General features: G+C 65.7%; 17 protein-coding genes and 1 pseudogene. 15 read left to right on the top strand and 3 right to left on the bottom strand.

All coding sequences use genetic code 11. From position 1 onward, the window contains the following. Positions 1–3: 3 nt before the first annotated feature. From JDV75_RS12370 to JDV75_RS07945, 4 genes are all read left to right on the top strand, one after another. Positions 4–600 (top strand): cory-CC-star protein, encoded by a 597-nt coding sequence (locus JDV75_RS12370; protein ID WP_418884390.1) that lies wholly within the window; start codon positions 4–6, stop codon positions 598–600. After that, a complete protein-coding gene (locus tag JDV75_RS12225) occupies positions 591–1,049 on the top strand; it encodes an ArsA-related P-loop ATPase (RefSeq protein WP_336244311.1) in 459 nt (152 codons plus the stop codon). Before JDV75_RS12370 ends, JDV75_RS12225 begins: the two co-directional genes overlap by 10 nt. Then, entirely contained in the window at positions 977–1,633 is a 657-nt protein-coding gene (locus tag JDV75_RS12230) for an ArsA family ATPase (protein ID WP_336244312.1), read from the top strand. Before JDV75_RS12225 ends, JDV75_RS12230 begins: the two co-directional genes overlap by 73 nt. Positions 1,634–1,835: 202 nt before the next feature. After that, on the top strand, positions 1,836–2,765 hold the full coding sequence (locus JDV75_RS07945; protein WP_198738735.1) for a hypothetical protein: 930 nt from the start codon (positions 1,836–1,838) through the stop codon (positions 2,763–2,765). 75 nt (positions 2,766–2,840) lie between these two features. Here JDV75_RS07945 and leuS read toward each other — a convergent pair whose 3' ends face one another. The 3 genes from leuS to JDV75_RS07960 all read right to left on the bottom strand — a co-directional run bounded on the left by leuS (position 2,841) and on the right by JDV75_RS07960 (position 8,047). Further along, positions 2,841–5,714 carry a leucine--tRNA ligase gene (gene leuS, locus JDV75_RS07950; protein ID WP_198738736.1) on the bottom strand — a complete coding sequence of 958 codons (2,874 nt, stop codon included), beginning with the start codon at positions 5,712–5,714 and terminating at the stop codon, positions 2,841–2,843. Between the two features lie 78 nt (positions 5,715–5,792). Then, positions 5,793–6,644 carry a hypothetical protein gene (locus JDV75_RS07955; protein ID WP_198738737.1) on the bottom strand — a complete coding sequence of 284 codons (852 nt, stop codon included), beginning with the start codon at positions 6,642–6,644 and terminating at the stop codon, positions 5,793–5,795. Between the two features lie 152 nt (positions 6,645–6,796). Then, positions 6,797–8,047: a dicarboxylate/amino acid:cation symporter gene (locus JDV75_RS07960; RefSeq protein WP_198738738.1), complete on the bottom strand. Its 1,251-nt coding sequence runs from the start codon at positions 8,045–8,047 to the stop codon at positions 6,797–6,799. A gap of 316 nt (positions 8,048–8,363) precedes the next feature. Here JDV75_RS07960 and JDV75_RS07965 point away from each other — a divergent pair, with 316 nt between their 5' ends. The 11 genes and pseudogenes from JDV75_RS07965 (at position 8,364) to JDV75_RS08015 (ending at position 21,999) form a co-directional block, all read left to right on the top strand. After that, a complete protein-coding gene (locus JDV75_RS07965) occupies positions 8,364–8,834 on the top strand; it encodes an SdpI family protein (RefSeq protein WP_198738739.1) in 471 nt (156 codons plus the stop codon). A 9-nt stretch (positions 8,835–8,843) separates the two neighbouring features. Further along, positions 8,844–9,385: pseudogene (locus tag JDV75_RS12235) on the top strand (NUDIX hydrolase). Continuing rightward, positions 9,372–9,713 (top strand): ArsR/SmtB family transcription factor, encoded by a 342-nt coding sequence (locus JDV75_RS07975; protein ID WP_198738740.1) that lies wholly within the window; start codon positions 9,372–9,374, stop codon positions 9,711–9,713. The pseudogene JDV75_RS12235 and the gene JDV75_RS07975 overlap by 14 nt, the downstream one beginning before the upstream one ends. Next, entirely contained in the window at positions 9,710–11,713 is a 2,004-nt protein-coding gene (locus JDV75_RS07980; RefSeq protein ID WP_198738741.1) for a heavy metal translocating P-type ATPase, read from the top strand. Before JDV75_RS07975 ends, JDV75_RS07980 begins: the two co-directional genes overlap by 4 nt. Positions 11,714–11,920: 207 nt before the next feature. Next, positions 11,921–14,650 (top strand): YncE family protein, encoded by a 2,730-nt coding sequence (locus JDV75_RS07985; RefSeq protein ID WP_198738742.1) that lies wholly within the window; start codon positions 11,921–11,923, stop codon positions 14,648–14,650. 196 nt (positions 14,651–14,846) lie between these two features. Further along, positions 14,847–15,845, top strand: coding sequence for an ABC transporter substrate-binding protein (locus JDV75_RS07990; protein WP_198738743.1), 999 nt, complete (start codon positions 14,847–14,849; stop codon positions 15,843–15,845). 32 nt (positions 15,846–15,877) lie between these two features. Then, the gene (locus tag JDV75_RS07995; RefSeq protein WP_198738744.1) at positions 15,878–18,100 is read left to right on the top strand and encodes a hypothetical protein; all 2,223 of its coding nucleotides are present in this window, start codon (positions 15,878–15,880) and stop codon (positions 18,098–18,100) included. Positions 18,101–18,141: 41 nt separating this feature from the next. Continuing rightward, entirely contained in the window at positions 18,142–19,155 is a 1,014-nt protein-coding gene (locus tag JDV75_RS08000) for a hypothetical protein (RefSeq protein WP_198738745.1), read from the top strand. Between the two features lie 2 nt (positions 19,156–19,157). After that, complete coding sequence (locus JDV75_RS08005) at positions 19,158–20,156, top strand: FecCD family ABC transporter permease (RefSeq protein WP_198738746.1); 999 nt, start codon at positions 19,158–19,160, stop codon at positions 20,154–20,156. Then, the gene (locus JDV75_RS08010) at positions 20,153–21,202 is read left to right on the top strand and encodes a FecCD family ABC transporter permease (RefSeq protein ID WP_248096548.1); all 1,050 of its coding nucleotides are present in this window, start codon (positions 20,153–20,155) and stop codon (positions 21,200–21,202) included. Before JDV75_RS08005 ends, JDV75_RS08010 begins: the two co-directional genes overlap by 4 nt. Beyond that, complete coding sequence (locus JDV75_RS08015; protein ID WP_232958364.1) at positions 21,199–21,999, top strand: ABC transporter ATP-binding protein; 801 nt, start codon at positions 21,199–21,201, stop codon at positions 21,997–21,999. Before JDV75_RS08010 ends, JDV75_RS08015 begins: the two co-directional genes overlap by 4 nt. Positions 22,000–22,076 lie beyond the last annotated feature (77 nt).

Genomic DNA, 22,076 nt, shown 5'->3' on the forward strand with positions numbered 1-22,076 from the left:
CTGATGGCCGCGCTCACGCTCTGCATCCTCTGCATCATCCTGATCCGTCTCCGCCGGCCCTACAAGGTGGTGCTCATCCCGATGGTGTTCGTCATGGCCGTCTCCGTGTGGGCCCTGGTCATCCAGCTCGGGACGTTCTACGCCGCCGGAAACTGGATGCTGCTCATCCTCGACGTCATCATCCTCGTCGCCGCGGTATGGGTCGTGGCCGAGTCCGTCCGCGCCATGCGGGACGCCATGAATTCGCCGGCGATCACCGACGCCGGGGTCGACGAGGCCACCGAGGTAACGGACGGCACGACACCCCGGCGCGGGTGCAGTGACGTGACCTGGATCGGTGACCTGCGGAACTCGCTGCGGGCGTTGTCCGACGGGCTGTCGGAGTTCTACGCCGGCCCATACCGGGCAACTCTCCGACGGGCCGCCCGGGATGCCGACGACCTGTTCATGATGCTCGTCATGGGGGAGGCGCTCGGGGTGCCGAACCCCGCCAGCCACCACACGCTCGAACTCCTCCCGGTGATGTACGACCGTTTCCATGACTGGCACCGGCGGATGGGTGTGGAACACTCGCCCGTCGAGGGTCTGTCGTGCTGCTAGAACTCATCGGCGACCGCCGGGTGGTGTTCTTCGGAGGCAAGGGCGGCGTGGGGAAGACGACGCTCGCCTCCGCGACCGCGGCGGCGCTCACCGGACATGGCCGCCGGGTGCTGCTCGTCTCCACCGATCCGGCGCACAACCTCGGCCACCTGTGGGACACCCGGATCGGGGACACCGTCACCGAACTGGACACGGGCCTTGAGGCGGTGGAGATCGACCCGGGTGCCACCACCGCGGCACATCTCGCCCGCATCGAGGAGACCATGCACCAGATGATGCCCCGGCACCTCAGGCCGAGGTCTCCCGCCACCTCAGGCTCGCGGCTGCACCCCCAGGCACCCACGAGGCGGCGATCCTGGAGCGGATCGCCCGGATCGTGGACGGTTCGGTGGGGGAGTACGACCACATCATTGTCGACACCGCACCCTCCGGGCACACGTCGAGGCTGATGGCGCCGCCGGAGATGATGGCGGCGTGGACGGACGAACTGCTGGGCCGGCGGGCGAAGGCGGAGAAACCCGCCGAGGCCGCTGAAGCGTTGGGCCCCACATCGCGGAGCGACAGGGATCTGCTCGGTTCACGGCGCGCGACCGGGAGTTCCACGGATCCGGTTCGCCGCCGCAACGAACGACTGCGGTCGATCCTGGAGGAGCGCAGGCTGTTGTTCGGGCGGTCCCGCTACGTCCTCACCGATACCGGGAACTGCACCTTCATCATCGTCCACACCACGGAACGCATGCCTGTCTTCGAGACGGTGGAGCTGTACGCCGATCTGTACGCCACCGGCGTGGCGGTCGCCGCATGCGTGGTCAACCGGCGCTCGCCGCGAAACCAGGGTGCATTCCTCGCCGCACGCGCCGAACTCGAGGACGGTTTCGTGCGGCTCCTGCGCACGCGGCTGCCGGGGACTCCGGTCATCGAGCTGCCGTTGCTCCCCGGAGAATCCGCGTCGCGGGCGGCCCTGCGGAGGATCGGCGAGCATCTCGAAGCGGGTCCGGACGCGCCCGGAAGCGCTGCCACCAGCGATATTTAGAGCGTCACCTGACAGTTTTCCGGTAATTCCGCCCGAACTCTTGGAACCAAGGCAAGGGTCCGCTAACTTAAGCGGAGGAAGTCAGTGATTCCTCTCACTGTTTTTCCGCCGGATCAGCCGGTGGCGGGGCAGTGGACCAACCAGCCACCCGGATCCGTTCCCACCTTCTCCGGAACGGCCCTCACCCTAGGACGGACCCACCGTGATCATCGTTCCCCGCGACATCGACTGGATGCTGGAGTTCACCGCCGGCGCCACTTTCCACGGTGCGATGCAGCTGTTCGCCACCGGCCGGGATCCGTTCGAGAACTGGCCGGTGCTTGATCGCGACGAGCTCGCGACGATGCCCGCCCGGGAGACCCGTGGCGAGGCCGCCCTTCTTCTCGCCACAACGGGACCCCACGTTCCGGTGACCTGCCTGGAGGAGGCCCTGCTGCACCTGTGGGCGGTGGATGAACTGCTCGGCACCGATTCTTCCGCGGGCGTCGAGGCTCTCCATTCGCCCCGCACCCACTGCGCCCTGGAACAGCTCCGGGTTTTCTGCCTCACCTTGTCCGGGGTCCTGTTCGAACAGCGTCTTCTATTCTGGCTGATCTTCAACGATGAGGGGAGCATGGACTACCGGATCGACGGGAAGACCTACATCATGGGCCGCGGGGAACTGGGGATACCGTGGGAGGTCGCCACCGGTGGTGAGCTTCCGTTCCATTTCGGGGAGCTGTTCGACTCGTTGGTTCCCTGCCGGGATGCCGTGCGCTGGGATCCCTGCCTGAGCTTCTATCCGGTGGGGAAACTCGACCTGTTCTTCACCGGGAGCCCCACTTCGCAGCCGTGGTTGACCGACACCGCAAGCACCCTCCTCGCACGGCTTGCGGATCCCCGCGTGTGGCCGACGGTCACCGATCTGACGCGCTGTGACCCGTACTTCTTCTTCGCCGCCTACCGGGGCCAGGCGCTGACGCAGGTCGGCGAGGACGGCACGCCGCTGACGGTTGCTCTCCGGGTGATCGAACAACGGGTACCTGACCACGGTCCGGAGGAACTCTATCTCCGGCGCCTGATGGAATACCTCGCGCAGGCCATCAACTCGGAGTGGACCTTCGCCTCGCTCCTCGGCGGCGGCGGCGACTAGAGCCCGAGCAGTCGACCCCCGGGATGGAAGCCCCGGGGGTCGACTTGGACGCGCCTGTTCGGATGGCCCCGCCGGTTACTTCACCACGAGGTTGATCAGACGACCGGGAACGACGATCTCCTTGACCACTGTCTTGCCGTCGATGTGCCCGGCGACGTTGGACTCGGCCTTCGCGGCGGCGATGATGTCCTCCTTCGGGGCGTCCACGGCGACGGTGACCCGTCCACGGACCTTGCCGTTCACCTGAACGGGAAGCTCGACCGAATCGTCGCTGAGCCACTTCTCGTCGAAGGTCGGGAAGTCGGTGTAGGTGATCGTGGCATCGTGGCCGAGGCGCTTCCAGAGTTCCTCGGCGATGTGCGGGGCGATGGGGGCGACCATCTGCACGAGGGGCTCGACGGCCGCGCGCGGCGCGCCCGACGGGTACGACTTGGTGAGGTGGTTGACGTACTCGATGAGCTTCGCGACCACAGTGTTGTCCCGCAGCTCCGCGTAGTCCTCACGGACACCGGCGACGGTGCGGTGCAGGGCGCGGTTGTCATCGTCGGTGAGCGCGGCGTCGGTGACGACGGGATCGCCGGTGTTCTCGTCGATCGCGAGGCGCCACAGGCGCTGCAGGAAACGGTGTGCGCCGATGACGTCCTTCGTGGCCCACGGGCGGGATGCGTCGAGGGGACCCATGGCCATCTCGTAGACGCGCAGGGTGTCCGCACCGTAGTTGTCGCAGATCTCATCGGGGGAGACGGAGTTCTTCAGGGACTTGCCCATCTTTCCGTACTCGCGGTTGACCCGCTGGCCGTCGTGGAAGAACTCGCCGTCGACCTCCTCGACCTCGGCCGCGGGGACGTAGACGCCACGGTCATCGGTGAAGGCGTAGGCCTGGATGTACCCCTGGTTGAACAGGTGCCGGTAGGGCTCGAGAGAGCTGACGTGTCCGAGGTCGAAGAGGACCTTGTGCCAGAACCGGGAGTACAGCAGGTGGAGCACGGCGTGCTCCACACCACCGACGTAGAGGTCGACGCCACCCGGGTCCTTCGCACCGTGGTCTGCGGGGCGCGGCCCGGTCCAGTAGGCCTCGTTCTCCGGGGCACAGAACGCCTCGGAGTTGGTCGGGTCGATGTACCGCAGCTGGTACCACGACGAACCCGCCCACTGGGGCATGACGTTGGTGTCACGCGTGTAGGTCTTCGGTCCGTCCCCGAGGTCGAGATCGACCTCGACCCAGTCACCGGCCTTGGCGAGCGGCGGATGCGGCTCACTGTCCGCGTCCTCCGGGTCGAAGGAAACAGGGCGATAGTCGTCCACCTCGGGCAATTCGACGGGGAGCATCGACTCGGGCAGGGCGTGTGCGACGCCGTCCACGTCGTAGACGATGGGGAAGGGTTCGCCCCAGTAGCGCTGGCGGGCGAAGAGCCAGTCGCGGAGCTTGTACTGGATGGTGCCCCGGCCGGTGCCCTGCTCCTCGAGCCAGGAGATGGTCTTCGCCTTGGCGTCAGCGAGCCCGAGACCGTTGATGTCCAGGCCGTTGTCGTTCGCTGAGTTCACCGCAGTTCCCTCGCCGGTGAAGGCGGTTTCGGTAACGTCGCCGCCGGCGACGACCTCGAGGATCGGGAGCCCGAAAACGGTGGCGAAGTCGTGGTCGCGGTCGTCGTGGGCGGGAACGGCCATGATGGCACCCGTGCCGTACCCGGTGAGCACATAGTCGGCGATGAACACGGGCACCTGCGCACCGTTGACCGGGTTCGTGGCGTAGGAACCGGTGAACACACCGGTCTTCTCCTTGTTCTCCTGGCGCTCGAGATCCGACTTCGCGGCGATGGCGGAACGGTAGGCGGCGACGGCCTCGGCGGGGGAGGACTGTCCGTAGGTCCAGCGCCCGTCGATCCCCTCGTAGGAGCCGGTCCCCTCGGCGACGAGTACGTCGACGAGTTCATGCTCGGGCGCGAGCACGACGTAGGTGGCTCCGAAGAGGGTGTCGGGGCGGGTGGTGAAGACGTCGATGGCGTGACCGCCTGCGTCGAAGGTGACCTCGGCTCCGCGGGAACGTCCGATCCAGTTGCGCTGCATGGACTTGACCTTCTCGGGCCAGTCCAGCAGATCGAGATCATCGATGAGACGGTCCGAGTAGGCGGTGATCCGCATCATCCACTGGGAGAGGTTCTTGCGGAAGACGGGGAAGTTGCCACGCTCGGACTTGCCGTCGGAGGTGACCTCCTCGTTGGCGAGGACGGTGCCGAGACCGGGGCACCAGTTGACGGTGGAGTTCGAGCGGTAGACCAGGCGGTATGCGTCGACGACCTCGGCGCGCTGGACCCGGTCGAGCGTGGTGAAGTCGGAGGTGCCGAACTTCTCCGCCAGCTCCGCGGGCACGGGGAGTTCACCGGACTCGAGCAACGGGGTGAGCTCGGCGATCGGGCGGGCCTTGCGCTGCGCCGGATCGAAAAAGGAATTGAAGATCTGCAGGAAGATCCACTGCGTCCATCGATAGTAGTCGGTGTCCGTCGTGGCGATCACTCGCCGCCGGTCATGGCCGAGGCCGAGACGACCGAGCTGACGTTCCATGTTGTCGATGGATTCCTGCGTCTTGATCCGCGGGTGGGTTCCCGTCTGGATCGCGTACTGCTCGGCGGGCAGCCCGAAGGCGTCGTATCCGAGGGTGTGCAGCACGTTCTTGCCGAGCATGCGGTTGAAGCGGCCGTAGACGTCGGTGGCGATGTAGCCGAGGGGGTGTCCGACGTGCAGCCCCGCCCCCGAGGGGAAGGGGAACATGTCCTGCACGAAGAGCTTGTCCTCCGGCAGCTCCTCGCCATCCGCCGGGGCGAGATCCCCGACCGGGTTCGGCGCGTTGAAGGTGCCGTGTTCACGCCAGCGGTTCTGCCAGGTGCGTTCAATGCTGCCCGCCAGCTCCGCGGTGTAACGGTGTGCGGGAGTCTCGCTCGGTGTATTCATGTGACACAGTCTATCGCCGCCCCGAACGTCGATCAGCACGGGCCGGGATCCAGGTGCGATCAGGCCTCCGGGCAGCGGTCAGCAGCGGGGTAGCACGGACGCCAGCATCGTCGAAACGAGCATTCCGTCGGGGATCCCGTTCCGGAGGTTGAGGGGGTCCGCACACCGGACCTGGTGCTTCAGTTGTGCCCCGGTGATGGCCCACGAACTGGACCCGAGCGGTGGTCCCGCAGGCTCCGGTGACTGCGTAGCGGGGGAGTCGCTCACCGCGGCGTGGACGTCCCGGGTGAGCTGATCCGGGGGACCGTAGGTGCGGGCGGCGGCGGTCCACCCGTTCCCGTACGTACCGGTCGCGTTGATGGTGCCGTCATCGGACCACCCGAACTTCGTGGCCCAGGCGCCGGGAAGTACCGCTGTTCCGTAATCCTGTTGGTACCCGTCCGCGGCGACGGGGCTCGCGGTCGCCATGGCATCGATGATCGGGGCGGCCGTGGGATCATCGCGCACCGCGGTGAGGAACTGCACCACGTCGTCCGTGGTCGTCACACCGAATCCCCAGTCGGGTCCCGCATGGCTCTGGCGGAGACCGAAACGGTTGATCGTGTCCGCGATCGCGGACGGGTGTTTCGCCGACAGACGCGAGGCCGTCAGATCATCGGATGTCCGGATCATGTGGGTCACCGCACCGCGGTCGGCCGGGTCACCCGCCGCGAGAACCCCGTACGCGAGATAGAGCTTCGCCAGGGACAGGGCGGGGCCCGGGCGGTCTCCCCGGACGCTGAATACGGTGCCGTCAGCGTTGCGGATGCTGATCTCGGTGCGGTCCGGGACCCTCCACGGGTCGACGGTGAGCGCACCTGCGACCGGAGTGGAGACGAGGATGCCGGCCGCGGTCAGGAAGGAGGCTAATAGCGTTCGGGTCTTGATCACCCGACACATGATAAGCCCGGCCGGCGGGGAATCCCGATGATGGCGGCCTTTGGGGGTGTTTCACGTGAAACTCCGACCCCCGGAACGCGGCAGCCCGCCGGGGACCGTGGGTCTCCCGGCGGGCTGCCGAACCGGTGGGGGCGGCGGGGCGCCTAGATCTTGGAGTCGAGCTCCTCGTCCTCCTCGATGATGTCCACCTCGTAGCCGAGGGTCTCCTGCTGCTCGGAGCGGGAGATCTGCCCCTTCGCCAGCTTGTTCACCACCATGGCGATCGCGCCGTCGCCCGTAACGTTGCAGGCGGTACCGAAGGAGTCGATCGCGATGTAGGCCGCGATCATCAGGGCGACCTGCTCGTCGTTGAAGCCGAGCATGGAGGCGAGCAGGCCGGTGGCGGCCATGATCGCGCCACCGGGGACGCCCGGCGCGGCGACCATCGTGACGCCGAGCATCAGGATGAAGCCGATCGCCATCGGGAAGGTCAGCTCCATGTCGTTCATGTACATGATCGCGAACGCGAACAGCGAAATCTTCAGCATGGAACCCGACAGGTGCGTGGTGGCGCACAGCGGGACCGTGAAACCGGCAACCGTCGGGGCGACGCCGTTGCGCTTCGTGCAGGCGTAGGTGACGGGAATCGTCGCGGCGGACGAGGAGGTACCGAGGGCGGTGCCGTACGCGGGCAGCATGTTGAGGAATGCACGCACCGGGTTCCGGCCGGCGGCCGCGCCTGCGATCGCGAACTGGATGACCAGGAGGATGAAGGTCATGAGGATCGCGATGATCAGTACGGTGCCGAAGGACGTCAGCGTGGACGTCAGGTTGCCGTTCATGCCCATGGACAGGAACAGGCCGAAGATGAAGATCGGCAGCAGCGGGATGATGAATCGCGCGATGACGCGCATGATCACGCGCTCGAGATCACGGACCGTGCTGTAGAGGGTGTCGCTCTTGACCGCGGTCATCGCGACACCGAGGGTGAACGACAGCAGCAGTGCCGTCATCACACCGAACGGGGCCGGCATATCGATGCTGAAGTAGCTGCTCAGTGCACCTTCACCGACATCGACCGCATCGACCATCGCCTGGTGCTGGAGCAGGGAGGGGTACAGCAGCGCGGAAGCCCCGAACGCGAGCAGACCGGCGAATACCGTCGAGCCGTAGGCGATGCCCGTCGTCACGGCGAGCCACTTTCCCGCACCACGGCCCAGGCCCGCGATGGCGGGTGTGATCAGGGCGAAGATCAGCACCGGGATGAAGAAGCCGAGGAAGTTGCCGAACAGCTCGTTGAATGTGACGAATACGCGGGCGAGCGAATCCGGGAAGAAGAAGCTGCAGATGATGCCGAGAATGATCGCGACGATGATCTTGAACAGCAGTGAGGAAGACAATCTCTTAAAGTCCATGTGTTCTACCTAGGTCGGTGGGTGTTCCGGTGCACCGTTCCGCCGGGTCACACGGGGATACGGGACGGATCTTAGGAACCCGACACCGGTGTGCGCCGCGGCGACGGAGTCGACCGGGGACACGCAGGCGTGGGCTGAGTCGGATCTGTGCGAAGGCATACGTCCTCCACAGATTCCCGACATCTGGCACTTACGATACGGGATCGGCCCCGGCACACACCAATGTTTTTCCGGGGTTGATGACGGGCTCCGGCAGGATGAGGGCCGGGGGACGGACAGATCACGTCCCGGTGGGGTGGAGGTTTAGACTGGGGACATGATCGTGATCTCCGTCGTCCTGCTCATTCTCGCGCTGCTCCTGCTCGCCACCGGCGTGCTCGGATGGACCGGTAGGCTCCCCGGGAATCCGGTGCTCGGCATCCACGTCGCCGAGGTACGTAAGTCGGAGGATGTCTGGGTGCTGGCGCACCGGGCGGCCGGGCCGCTCTGGATCGCCGGCGGCATGCTCACCCTCGTCGGGGCCGTCATCAGCTTCGGCGCGACGGACTGGATGTGGCTCCTCCCCGTGGTCGCGGTGACCGCCGGACTGGTGTTCGTCGGCGCTGGCGCAGGCCTCGGCGCGCGGGTCGCGGCTGCCGCGGATGTCGCGGCGAACCGGACCGCGGAGGACGGGGTCGGATGTTCCTCCGGCGGTGGCTGCTGCGGCGGAGCGGACGAACCACCCGCACGACCGGCCGTCGATCTCGATGCGGTGCGGCGGGCGGCGAGTCAGGCCGACGGAAAGTAGGGCGGTCCCGTGCCGACCCCGGACTTCATCCTCGAGCTGCGCGAACGGATCGGTCACGCCCCTCTCTGGTTGCCGGGGGTGACGGCCGTCGTTCTCCGTCCGGCGGCAGACACCGGCGGAAGTCCGGAGGTGCTGCTCGTGCGGCGGGCCGATACCGGGGCGTGGACCCCGGTCACCGGTATCGCCGATCCCGGGGAACAACCCGACGTCACCGCGGTCCGGGAGATCGCCGAGGAGACCGGTGTCGACGCCGAGGTGGAGCGGGTGTTGTGGGTCCGGGCGGTGGGCCCCGTCACCTAACCGAACGGTGATGTCGCCTCATACATGGACACCGCGCTCCTGTGCCGGGCGGTGGGGGAGTCCGGGTGCGCGCACGCGGCGGACGACGAGAACACCGAGGCCCGCTGGTTCCCAGTCGACCGGATGCCCGAGATGTCCGAACGGTTCCGGCAGACGATCAGCGCCGCGCTGACAGGTGGCCCCACCCGGGTGGGTACCCCCTCCAAATAGTTCAGCCTAGCGTGTACCATCCTGGGCATGAGCCATATTGAAGCCCACGAACAGGCACTCGTCCGCCTCGGCCGAGCCCTCGCCGACCCCACCCGCTGCCGACTGCTCCTCGCGATCCTGGACGGAATCCACTATCCCGCGCAGCTCGCCGAACAACTCGGACTGTCCCGGGCGAACGTCTCGAACCACCTCGCCTGCCTGCGGGACTGCGGACTCGTCCGCACCCAACCCGAAGGCCGGAAGGTCCGCTACGCTCTCGCCGGGCCCGAACTCGCGGACAGTCTCCGCAACATGACCCGGATCGCCCTCACCGTGTGTGACGATCCGGAGACCTGCCTCAATGAGACCCCCGCGGAGGCGACCCGATGAGCGACGCATGCTGCGGTGGCGAAGACACCACGACAGACCGTCCGCCCGGTGAGCTGCTCGCCGCCCGGGACGAACCGGGAACCCCGTGGTGGCGGGATCCGACACTCGTGATGCCGCTGCTATCCGGGGTGGCACTGCTGCTCGGCCACCTCGTCCACCCCGCCCTCTTCTGGGCCGCGCTGGTCCTGGGTGGGTCGACGTTCATCCCGCAGTCCGTGCGGAGATTCATCACCGGTTCCGGCGGTGGACGACTCGGCATAGGACTCCTCATGACCGTCAGCGCGATCGGTTCCGTGGCCCTCGGCTATGTCGGTGAAGCAGCCGCACTCGCTTTCCTGTTCTCCATCGCCGAGGCACTCGAGGAGAAAGCCATGGCACGGGCACGGGCCGGGCTCCGCAGCCTCGTCAGCCTCATCCCCGAGACCGTGACCGTTCTCCGGGGCACCACCCCGGAAAGGATCGGCATCACCGAGCTCGTCGTCGGCGACACCGTGATCGTCCGCCCGGGGGAGCGGGTACCCACCGACGGCACCGTGTCCCGGGGAGAGGGCGCCCTGGACACCTCCGCCGTCACCGGTGAATCCATTCCGGTGAACATCGGGCCGGGGGACGCCGCACCCGCGGGATCCATCGCGATCGGCTCACCACTGGAGGTCCACGCCGACGCGCCCGGAACCGACAACTCCCTGACCACGATCGTCGCCCTCGTCACCCGGGCACAAGCGGAGAAGGGTGCCCGGGCCCGGATGGCCGACCGGGTCGCACGGCCGCTGGTCCCCGGTGTCCTGATCACCGCGGTGGCCGTAGCGGCCATCGGTTCCCTGCTCGGAGACCCGTCCGTGTGGATCGAACGCGCACTGATCGTCCTGGTCGCCGCATCACCCTGCGCGCTGGCGATCGCCGTCCCCGTCACGGTCATCTCGGCGATCGGCGCGGCGAGCCGTTTCGGGGTGATCATCAAATCCGGTGCGGCGTTCGAACGCTTCGGGGCCGTGGACCGCATCTCCTTCGACAAGACCGGCACGCTGACGCGCAACACCCCGACCGTCATCTGCGTGGAGGGCCCCGACGAAACGCTCACTCTCGCCGCCGCGATCGAGCAGCACAGCACCCACCCGTTGGCGGGAGCGATCCTGCGTGCCACCGAGCACCGGGACATCCCGGAGGCACTGGAGGTCGAGGAGATAGCCGGGCACGGAATGCGTGCCAGGGTGTCGGGGCGTCTCGTCACCGTCGGCAGTCCCCGCTTCGTCGACCCGGGGGACATGGCACCCCGGGTCGACGAACTCGAGTCAGCGGGCACGACCGTCGTGGTCGTCCGTTCGGACGACACTCCCGTGGGGATCATCGGTATCATCGACCCCCTCCGCCCCGAGGCCGCCGAAACGGTGCAGACCCTCCGGGACATGGGGCTGCGGGTGACGATGCTCACCGGCGACAACAGTCGGACCGCCACGGCACTGGCGCATGACGCGGGCATCACGGATGTGCGGGCCGAACTCCTGCCACAGGACAAGGCCCGAGCAGTTACGGGACGCGGCTGGGCGATGGTTGGCGACGGAATCAACGATGCACCCGCCCTGGCGGCGGCCGACATCGGCATCGCGATGGGCACGACGGGAACGGATGCGGCCATCGAATCCGCGGACATCGCCTTCACCGGGCACAGCCTGACGCTGCTTCCGGGGGCAATCCACCACGCACGCCGGGGTCACTCGATCATGAACCAGAACATCGCTCTCGCCCTCGCGGTCATCATCATCCTCCCGCCGCTCGCGCTGACCGGTGTCCTGGGTCTGGCGACAATCGTGTTCATCCACGAGGCTGCGGAGATCGTGATCATCGCCAACGGGTTGCGCGCTGCCGCGACCCGGCGCACGTCCGAAGCAATGCCGGAAAGCTCCGTCGGCCCCGCAATGACCGGATCACACAGCGGCGGTGAGACGGATGAGAAAAGCGCGGACGACAGCGACTGTGCATGCTGCACGGAGCATTCCTGAGTCAGTCCTGAACAACTTCCCGATGAATTACCCCTGAAGCTGTGTGATATCTCATAGCCTGGTCACAAAACCATCACTTGCACCACTGACCAGGTGTGCCTTACCTTAGTATGACCTGCCCAGATAGGAGAGGTTCTTCCATCGCTTTCCAGATGTGGACCTGCCGTCCGGGCCCGTCACAACCCACACAAGGGAGCCACAGATTCCATGAAGCACACCTTCAGTTCACGACGAGTCGGAAAGCGCGCCATCGCGGCGATGCTCTCCGCGTCACTCCTCACCACCGGCGTCACCGCGGTCGTTCCCGCCGCCACCGCAGCAGCCGCCGAGGACGAATCCGGGCAGAGGACCTCGGTCACCGGCGACCAACCGCGCCATGGCGGCAAGACCTTCGGCGGTACCCTCACCTCCGACGCCACCGTCGAGGCCGGCGGCCTGCTCACCGTCCACGGTTCAGGCTTCGGACAACGCCCCGAGAGCGGTTCCTTCGGAGTCAAGATCAACGACGGGGGAGTGAAGCTTCCCGTGGATCAGACCGGCGCCGATGTCACCGATGTCGACACCGCGGGAACCGGAACGCTTAGTACTCCGTTCCTCCCGGATGAGAAAGGTGAGTTCACCTTCAAGGTCAGGGTTCCCGCGAACCTCGAGCCGGGCGCCTACTGGGTGCGTGTTCTGGGCAGTCCCGCCGACGGTGGTCCGGCGGTTTCCACCTTCACCTGGTTCGAGGTAGTGCCAGCTACCGACGGCGGCGGAACCGGTGACGGGGCGGAGACACCGCGCACCTCGGTGACCGGTGATACCCCGCGTGGCGGTGGCAAGACCGTCGGCGACGGATACGTCAAGGTCCGAACGGACGTTGCCCCGGGGAACGTGATCACCGTCTACGGCTCAGGCTTCAAGCAGCGTCCGGACGGCGGACGTCTCGTCGTGAAGATCAACGATGGTGCCGTACCGATCGGTGACCAGGGCGGTCGTGGTCTCAGTGAGGTCAAACGTGGTGCGGGTATTCTAACCGGCGATCAGCTGCCGAATGCCGAAGGCTTCTTCCAGTTCGATCTTGTCGTCCCTGAGGATCTCGCCCCGGGCGACTACTGGATCCGGATCCTCGGGAACGCCAACGACGGCGGCGAATCCGTCTCCAACCTCACGTGGTTCACCGTCACCGAGGCCACGGAGTCCACCAGTGACGCGAAGGTCATAGCCAAGCAGGGCGAAACCTCCAGCCGAAACGGATCTGTCTACATCCCGGTCACCGCCAGTGGTTTCGCCCCGGCGACCGATGTGTCCGTCACCGTCGACGGTACCGCAGCGAAGTGGTACCTCGGCCACCGCAAGACCGGCGACACCATCACCACTGATTCCGAGGGAACCGCCGAGGGTGAGATCGTGGTGGAACCCGGTGTCGCCGCAGCCGGCGTCAACCACACCGTTGTCCTCAGTGCCGGCGATGTCCGCGCGGAGACCACCGTCAACGTTGATCCCGCTGTCGAGCTCACCGTCCCAGGCAACAGCAAGTTGTCGAACTCCGCCCTCAACTCGAAGGCGGACGTCATCGTGACCGGCCTGCCCGAGAAGGCCACGGTCGACTTCGTCGGGGTAGGGGACCGAAATCTCCTCACCGACGGTCAACAGGGTGTCTCCGGTGCGGACTCCCGCACCGTGATCCCGGACGTCACCATTCCGGGGGACGCCGCACTGCTCGGCCAGAAGATCCGGATCACCTACACCGTCGACGGTCACGAAGGTACCTTCGAGACCGATGTCACCATCACCCCGGACAACAAGCTGTACGGTGCCGACAAGTACACCGTGCAGGAGGCCGAACTGCCCGCCGGCGTGTACCAGAGCCGCTACAGCGCCAAGGAGAACGCTCTGTTCGTCACCCGGACCGATTTCAGCGCGGACGGCAAGGTCTCGGGGCTGATGAAGGTCAACCCGGACACCCTCAAGGTCACCAACGAAATCCAGCCGGCCACAGATGACACCGACGGACGCGTATTCGGAGTAGGCGTCGATGACAAGCGCGGTCTGGTCTGGACGACCAACACCCTGGGCAACTCGGTGGCGGTTTACCGCGCATCGGATCTGAGCCTGGTGAAGCAGTTCCCCGCGGACATCATCAACCACGCCCGCGCCGTCGTCGTCGACCAGTCGACCGGTAAGGCGTACGCGTCCTCGCCGGTCTCGGAGACGGACTCCATCGCCATCTTCGACGGTGACACCCTGAAGCACGAAGGCTCCCTGTCCACCCCAGGCTTCGGAAACGCCATGGGCCTGCAGCTCAACCAGGAGACGGGTGACCTCTACTCGGTGTCACTGCGCGCCCCGAAGGCTGTCAAAGTAAATGTCCGCACCGGTGCATCCACCGTCTACGAACTACCCGCTGACATGGTCTCCCGTGGATCTTCGGTCGCCGTCGATCCCGCGACCGACACTCTCTACGTCGCCAGCCAGGGCACGAACAACGTTCTCGCCTACGACATGAAGAACCAGAAGGTCCTCGCCGACATCAAGACCGGTGCCCAGGCACTCGCGGTCGTCTACGACCCCGCGACAAAGAAGGTCTACGCGGTGAACCGTACCGCCGGTACCCTCACAGTGATCGACCCGACCACGAACAAGAAGATCGCCAACCTCGACGCCGGTTCGCTGCCGAACGACGTCACGTTCGACAACGAGGGACGCATCTTCGTCATCGGGAAGGCGAGCCGTGGAGGCACCTCTGAGATGGACAGCATCCACCGCTACACCCCTGATGCTGACGAGACCCCGGATCCCAGCACCACGAGCTCCAGCTCAAGTACCGCCGTCGGACTCCTCGGAATCCTCGGTGCCGTCGGTGGACTGACCGCACTGTTCGGCTACCTCATCAAGATCGGGGTCATCCCGGCCCACATCCTGCCGCAGCCTCTGCGCACTCTGTTCCACGTCTGATCGACACCTGAAACAGTCGGCCGGGTGCCTTTCCACTGACATCAACGTCCCGGGAACGGCATCCGGCCGAGATCAGGTTCCAGGCCCGACCCCACCGACGGGGTCGTGGCCGGAGAGCTGGCGCCCGTCCTTCGAGAGGAGCCCCGGCATCCCCGGTCACCCGACACACACGGCCGTACCCAAGGAGTCCAAAACCATGCATCGACGACGTTTCCTGACCGGTTCTGCCCTCATCCTCGCCTCCGTCATCGGACTCGGCGCGTGTTCCGGTTCCCCTGATCCCGGTTCCACCGCCGGATCGGTCGAAACCCGGACAATCACGGACATCGAGGGCACCGACGTCGAGGTACCCGCTGAACCACAGCGGGTCGTGGCATTGTCCGAACCGACCCTCGACGGACTGCTGGCACTCGGAATAACCCCCGTCGGGGCGGTCGCCGGGCGCGGTCAGAACGACATCGCGGGTTACCTGCGGGAACAGGCGGGAGATGTTCCACTCCTGGGAAATGTTGCGCAACCCAACTTCGAAGCCGTCGGAGCCGCAGGCCCCGACCTCATCCTCGTCGACGGCACCAGCATCAACAACAATCCTCCTGTCATCGAGGCACTGCGTGCCATCGCGCCGGTCGTCTACACCGGATACGCCGGCGGCGACTGGCGCATCAACTTCCGGAACACCGCCAATGCGCTGAACATGGTCGATCGGGGCGAGGAGATCATCGCCGACTACGATACCCACGTAGCGGAGGTATCCGCTCAGCTCAACGCCTTCCGTGACTCCACCTTCTCCATCGTCCGGTGGCAGGGAAACTCCGCGTCCCTGATCCTGAAGGAGCTCCCCGCGGGAATCGCCCTGAACGATCTCGGGCTGCGGAGACCACCGAACCAGGACCGCCGCGGCCGTGGGCACTCGGAACCGGTTTCACTCGAGAACCTGCGGGACATTGACGCGGACTACATCTTCTTCGGAACACTCGGTGGCTCGAGCGTCAACAATCCCGGCGCTGGAGGGAAAACAAACCTTGACGGTGCCCGGGACGCCCTCGAGCAGGCGGAGACCGTCCCGGGATTCACCGATCTCGAGGCCTACCGAAACGGCACCATCATACCCGTCGCAGGTGACCTGTGGACTTCCACCGGAGGGCCTCTCCTGATGAACCACATACTCGATGACGTCGCCAATCTAGCCCAATAGAACTCACCTCCCCCACAACCGGAGATCACACCGTGCACACAGCCAACCGGCACCGGATCCACAGCACCACCGCCCTTATTCTGACCGCCTTCCTCACCGCACAGACCCTTAATCTTCCGGCACCCGCCATCGCGGACACCCCCGCCGGTGTGCAGACTCAGACCGATGGAACACAACTGTTCACAGGAGAATCGAATGACGGGGCCCACGTCGACATCCCCTACGTCATCGATGCGGGTCAGAGCGTGGAACTGAATGGTTCCGGATGGCACACGGTCGATGGTTCAGCGGGATCCACCGTCGTGGTCAAGCTCTACTACACCCTGGCGGACGGTGAATCGGGCATCTACACCCGCACCGGGGATGCGGTGGTCAACCATCCGCGGAACGGGAATCCGGACCCCACCATCTGGGCCGTACTCACCGCCGACGACGACGGCTCCTTCCACACGACCCTCGATCTGCCCACCGAACTCACTCCCGGACAGAAGTTCAACGTCGCGGTCACCAGCGGACTCGCCGGCGCGGACGACATCCAACGATCCGTCGTGCTCGGGCCGCTCGCCGTCGGTGGCGAAGAGTGGGTGGAACCGGAGAATCCGGACGCGATCACCTGTGTTCCCTCGACACCGAAACCAACGGTGAAGGTCTCGCCGAAACCCAACCCCGACGGCACCCTCACAATCAGTGGCACCGGCTTCTGCCACTCAACCGACGGGGGTTCCCGGTTGTCCATCAAGATCGACGACGGACGGTTCAAGCACGTTCCGGGACATCAGGTCCATGACAACGCGACGATCTGGGCAATACACGATGCCGATCCCCGGACCGGTGACTTCACCGTCGACATCGTCCTCCCGGACGGCACCGACCAGGGTCAGTACGGATCCGACCCCATCTTTGAATCGGGATCACACCTCATCCGGATCCTCACCGGAACCCTGAAGGACGGCGACCCAATCAGGTCGATCCCCCGCAGAGGTGACGACTCCACCACCTTCACCGTCGGGGAATACCGACCGAGTGGTGTTCCTGAACCACTGGATTACGAATCCACACTCACGACCGCCAATCAGAAGGGTGTGTCCTTCACCACGACACCCTCCCTGGTCACGGTCACCATCCCCGAATCAGAACCGGGGGACTGGGTATTCGCCAGCACCTACATCGAGGACAGTTCGGTCCGGCTACCCTGGCGGGACAACTGGTACACGGTGGGGGAGGACCACCGCATCAGCCTCCCTCTGGGTGATCGCGACGATCTCCCCGAAGGACGCCTCAAGCTCGTCATCCAGTCGGGCAACGCGGGGAAGTACAGCGATCTCGTCGGCTGGAACTGGATCACACTCCGGAAACCGGACACCACGGATCCCGGCGACCCCACTGATCCGGTGTATCCCGATGAGAGTGTTGTCCCCCGGGATCTGATCTTCGCGATTGCACCACTCATCGGGACGATCGGGGGACTCAACGGCAAACTGGGCGAAATCTACCGGATCATCAAGAAACTGCAGCCGGAAACCACGACGACGAAGGATCCTGCGCCCGGTACCGTTACGCGAAACACCTCCCCGGTTACGCCCTGGGACTCCGATGCGACGCAACGTGACGGCACCTCCAACGCGAAGGACACCGACCAGGAGACCGTGGTAACCGTCATCAAACGTCGACGCGGCACCCCCGGAGCAACCGGAACCGGATCCGGGACCCGTGCCTCCCGGTCGGGGCGAAACACCGTCGTTGATCGGCCGCGGCCCGATGGTGAACCGACCCCACCGGTACTCAACGCGGCGAACCTAACATCCCGCCGTATAGGACCAGTGACCTCATCCATCAACGGTGATCTCATGACCCTCGCCGCCGGTGGCCACGAACCGGGTGAGTGGGTCTACCTGTTCAACTACAGCCCCAAGCCCACCGGCATCGGCTGGGCCCAACTCGACGATCTCTCCCAGGTCGCACTCGACATCTCCGGACTGGGCGCCGGTGAGCACCGTATCGCGATGACGGATTCCTCCGGGAAGCTCATCGGCTGGTCACCCGTCCCCGATACCGAACACCGTTCCCCCGACTCTGCGCCCGTGACCGCGACCGAGGAACCCCCTCAGTCGACTCAGGCGAACGGAGCCCGCGCCACGGGTGTCGCGCAGCCCCTGATGTCGGGGACGGACTGGGCCCTCATCCTCGGTGCGATCGCACTCGTCCAACTACTCGTCCTCGGAGCCGTACTCCGGCGCCGACGCCGCCAGCACTGACCGTCAGTCCAACCCCGAAACACCCGTAGGAGCCCAAAACCATGAAGAACCACATTCACCGCATCGCCGCCGCAGGTGGAGCCGCCGCGCTCGCTACCCTCGTCAGCCTCCCCATGGCGGGTGCCGTCCCACCGGGCGGTCCCGGTCCTGACACCCCGGGAACCAGCTCGTCGGTTTCCCCGAGCACGGTCGAAGCCTGTGATACGGTGGCCTACTCGGTCGAGGGTTTCCCCGCCGGCGAGACACTGAACGTCAAACTCGATGACGGATCGGGGTACTCCGACCAGTCCGTACACGGAACAGGCGTGATCGCCACCCAGCGCATCAGTTCGGACGGCACCGCTTCCGGGTCAGTGCTCCTTCCCTGCGACATCGACACCGGTGAACACTGGCTGCGTTTTCTCTCCAGCACCGAACTCACCGATTCGGAAGGCAACTATCTCGGGGTCAAGGGTTACACGAGCCAGAGCACCTACTTCACCGTCGTCTCAGGTGGCGGTGGTAACGGTGGCACCGGAGGGGGCGGCACGGACAACGGCGGCGGGAACTTCCTCGACACATTCCTCAAAGAAGATCCCGGGGCGAACAGAGCGAACGACGACAACGGCGGCGGTGGCACACAATCCGACGCCGGTGGCCGGCGCGGCGGAGGATCTCCCGCCGCCGACCGGGGCGGAAGATCCGGTGGCAGCGGACCGAGGACCATCACCGAAGTGATCGATGAACCCGGCGCCGGTGGGGGATCTGGCCAGGGTTCCCGCTCCGGAGGAAACAACGCCGACGGACGGTCCGCAGGTTCCACAAAGACCGGAAAGGGTGTTGAACGTTCCACCCTCGCCGCCAAGGCGGGAGCCGCTCAGTCCGGAGGCACACGTACGCCATCAGCGATCGCTGATCCCGGTTCCGATGACATACAGCCGGCTTCCGTAGCTGCCGAGTCGAACCATGCTCCGATGGTCGGGTTTCTCGTGGGTGGGGCAATTCTCATCGTGGGATTGGCCGGCGTAATCGCCTACCTCTACACCCACCGCGCCGGCTCCGACACCGACAGCTAGCGATGTACAGGGCGCGTCGACGAAACGGCTTCATCACCGCGACAATCCTCCTCATTCTCCTCAGCACAGCATCGCTGCTCATCGGTTCAAACGCGATCCCCACCGGAGATGTTCTGCAGCTTCTCGTCCATCCGGACACCTCGTTCGAATCCACGGTGATCCACTCGCAGCGTGTACCCCGCACACTGCTCGTCATCATCGTCGCCACCGCGTTGGGTATGGCCGGGGCGCTGATGCAATCGCTGACCCGGAACCCGCTCGCCGACCCAGGCATTCTCGGTGTCAACGCGGGAGCATCACTCGCGGTTGTCGTAGCCGTCGCCGTGGCGGGGATCACCAGCATCTGGTTCTATCTCTGGTTCGCCTTCATCGGTGCGGCGCTGGCAGCCGTGGTCGTCTACATCCTCGGTGGCGCCGGGCGGAGCGCCCCGACCCCGGTACGACTCGCTCTGGCCGGTGTCGCGGTGACCATGGCGGTCTCGTCGATCGTCCAGGTGGTCATACTCTCGGACCGGAATGCGTTCAACGAGTTCCGGTTCTGGGCGACCGGCTCAGTGGAGGGAAGAGGGTGGTCGGTATTCAGCGCCGTCGCGGGCTTCATCTTCCTCGGTGCCGTCCTCGCCCTAATCTCCGCACCGGCGCTCAACGCCCTCGCTCTGGGTGATGAACAAGGGCGTTCACTGGGCGTCCGTATAGCCCGACTCCGAACAACGGTGATGATCGCGGTAACGCTCCTGGCCGGCGCGGCGACAGCAGCGGTCGGCCCGATCATGTTCATCGGGCTCGGAGTCCCGTACATCGGTCGGTTCATCTGCGGTCCGGATCAGCGATGGGCGTTGCCGTTCTCCGCACTAGCGGCTCCCGTGGTCCTTCTCACCGCCGATATCCTCGCCCGGGTGGTTATCGCTCCCCAGGAGATCCAGACCGGGATCATCACAACGATCATCGGTGGCCCCTTCTTCATCGCCATCGTCCGCCGACGACGAATCGAGGCCCTGTGAGTTCCTGCCGCCGTTTTCTGCTGATCCGTACCGGTTCCTGGACCTTCCGGGTGGAGCGTCGCACCCTGGCGGTCGCCGCACTGCTCAGCGCCGTCATCACGGTCATGATCATCTTCGCACTGATGCTCGGGGACTACCCACTGGGACCGGGGGACGTCGTAGCGTCACTTCTCGGAACCGGAGATGATCCACTCGCACAGTTCTTCGTCCGGGAGCTCCGGGCCCCCAGGGTTGTCACCGCACTGCTCATCGGTGCGGCACTCGGCACGTCCGGAGCGATCTTCCAGACACTCACCGGAAACCCGCTCGGCAGCCCCGATATCACCGGTTTCACTGTCGGTGCCGCGACGGGTGCCCTGCTCCAGATCATCGTGTTCGGCGGTGGTCCGTTGGCCGTCGGGCTGGGTGCGCTGTTCGGTGGCTCCGCGACCGGGGCCGTCGTCTACCTGCTCTCCCGGAGCAACGGGATCACCGGAACCCGGTTCGTCCTGATCGGCATCGGTGTCGCCGCAGTACTCCAGGGGCTCAACGGGCTGCTCATCGTCCGTGCGTCACTCACCGCGGCGCAGACCGCGGCCCAGTGGCTCGCCGGGTCCTTCAACGCCACCACCTGGGGGGAGACCGTGATTCTCACCGCGGTCCTGATGATCCTGATTCCGTGCGCCCTCGCGCTCTCCAGGCCACTTGGCGTGATGCTCACCGGACCGGATCTCGCAGTTGGACTCGGGGTACCCGTGGACACCAGACGCATCCAGCTGATCGTTCTCGGCGTCGCGTTGGTGGCCGTCTGTGTCGCTGTCGCCGGGCCCATCGCGTTCATCGCACTCGCCGCACCCCAACTAGCCCGCAGACTGACCCGGACCAGCGGACCGGGTCTCGGGACTGCTGCGCTGATGGGAGGTTTCCTCGTGCTCACCTCGGATGTCATATCGCAGCGACTGTTCGCCCCGACCCAGCTTCCCGTCGGCGTCGTCACCGGTTCCCTCGGGGGCGTCTACCTGATCTGGCTACTCGCCCATGAATGGCGGAAGGACCACCACGCATGATCACACCGGACACGCCCACTCCCCGTCTCCGTGCCCACGACATCACCGTCGGATACGGAAAAACAACCATCCTGGAGAATCTGTCCATCGACATTCCCACCGGCGAGTTCACGGTCATCGTCGGGCCCAACGCGTGCGGCAAGTCGACACTTCTCCGTGCACTGGCACGGATGCTTCCGACCGGAACCGGTTCGGTCACCCTCGATGAGGTGCCGCTCGTATCCCTCGCCCCCAAGGAGGTGGCTAAGCAGCTCAGCCTGCTGCCCCAGTCCCCGCACGCACCCGACGGAATCATCGTCGAGGATCTGATCGCCCGGGGACGGTATCCACACCAGGGCATATTTAGGCAATGGTCGACCTCTGACCAGGAGGCCGTCGACCGGGCCATGAAACGGGCGAACGTCACCGACCTGGCCGATCGCTTCGTCTCCGAACTATCCGGCGGACAACGCCAACGGGTATGGGTTGCTCTGGTCCTCGCCCAACAAACCCCCATCGTCCTACTCGACGAACCCACCACCTACCTCGACATCACACACCAGGTCGACGTCCTCAACCTCGCCCGCGACCTCCAACGCGATGGCGTCACCATCGTCGCGGTCCTCCACGAACTCACCCTCGCCTTCCGCTACGCCACAAACCTCGTGATGATGAAGGAAGGACACATCGTCGGGACAGGCCCAGTCACCGAACTGGTCACCGCCGACCTCATCGCAGACGTCTACGGCCTCGACTGCGACTTGATCACCGATCCACACTCCGGACGCCCCATCGTCGTCCCCGTCGACCAGAATTGAAGCGGGTGGGGTGTTTCACGTGAAACACCCCACCCGCTTCTGGCTTCTGTACCATTCGGTACCATTCAGCCTTGGTC

This window comes from Corynebacterium meridianum (genome assembly GCF_016342265.1).
GTDB lineage: Bacteria > Actinomycetota > Actinomycetes > Mycobacteriales > Mycobacteriaceae > Corynebacterium > Corynebacterium meridianum.

Excerpts from the sequence above, each read along its gene's own strand:
- JDV75_RS12370 (WP_418884390.1), top strand. The coding sequence starts at position 4 with ATGGCCGCGCTCACGCTCTGCATCCTCTGCATCATCCTGATCCGTCTC.
- leuS (WP_198738736.1), bottom strand. The coding sequence starts at position 5,714 with ATGAATACACCGAGCGAGACTCCCGCACACCGTTACACCGCGGAGCTG.
- JDV75_RS07960 (WP_198738738.1), bottom strand. The coding sequence starts at position 8,047 with ATGGACTTTAAGAGATTGTCTTCCTCACTGCTGTTCAAGATCATCGTC.
- JDV75_RS07965 (WP_198738739.1), top strand. The coding sequence starts at position 8,364 with ATGATCGTGATCTCCGTCGTCCTGCTCATTCTCGCGCTGCTCCTGCTC.
- JDV75_RS07975 (WP_198738740.1), top strand. The coding sequence starts at position 9,372 with ATGAGCCATATTGAAGCCCACGAACAGGCACTCGTCCGCCTCGGCCGA.
- JDV75_RS07980 (WP_198738741.1), top strand. The coding sequence starts at position 9,710 with ATGAGCGACGCATGCTGCGGTGGCGAAGACACCACGACAGACCGTCCG.
- JDV75_RS07985 (WP_198738742.1), top strand. The coding sequence starts at position 11,921 with ATGAAGCACACCTTCAGTTCACGACGAGTCGGAAAGCGCGCCATCGCG.
- JDV75_RS07990 (WP_198738743.1), top strand. The coding sequence starts at position 14,847 with ATGCATCGACGACGTTTCCTGACCGGTTCTGCCCTCATCCTCGCCTCC.
- JDV75_RS08000 (WP_198738745.1), top strand. The coding sequence starts at position 18,142 with ATGAAGAACCACATTCACCGCATCGCCGCCGCAGGTGGAGCCGCCGCG.
- JDV75_RS08005 (WP_198738746.1), top strand. The coding sequence starts at position 19,158 with ATGTACAGGGCGCGTCGACGAAACGGCTTCATCACCGCGACAATCCTC.
- JDV75_RS08015 (WP_232958364.1), top strand. The coding sequence starts at position 21,199 with ATGATCACACCGGACACGCCCACTCCCCGTCTCCGTGCCCACGACATC.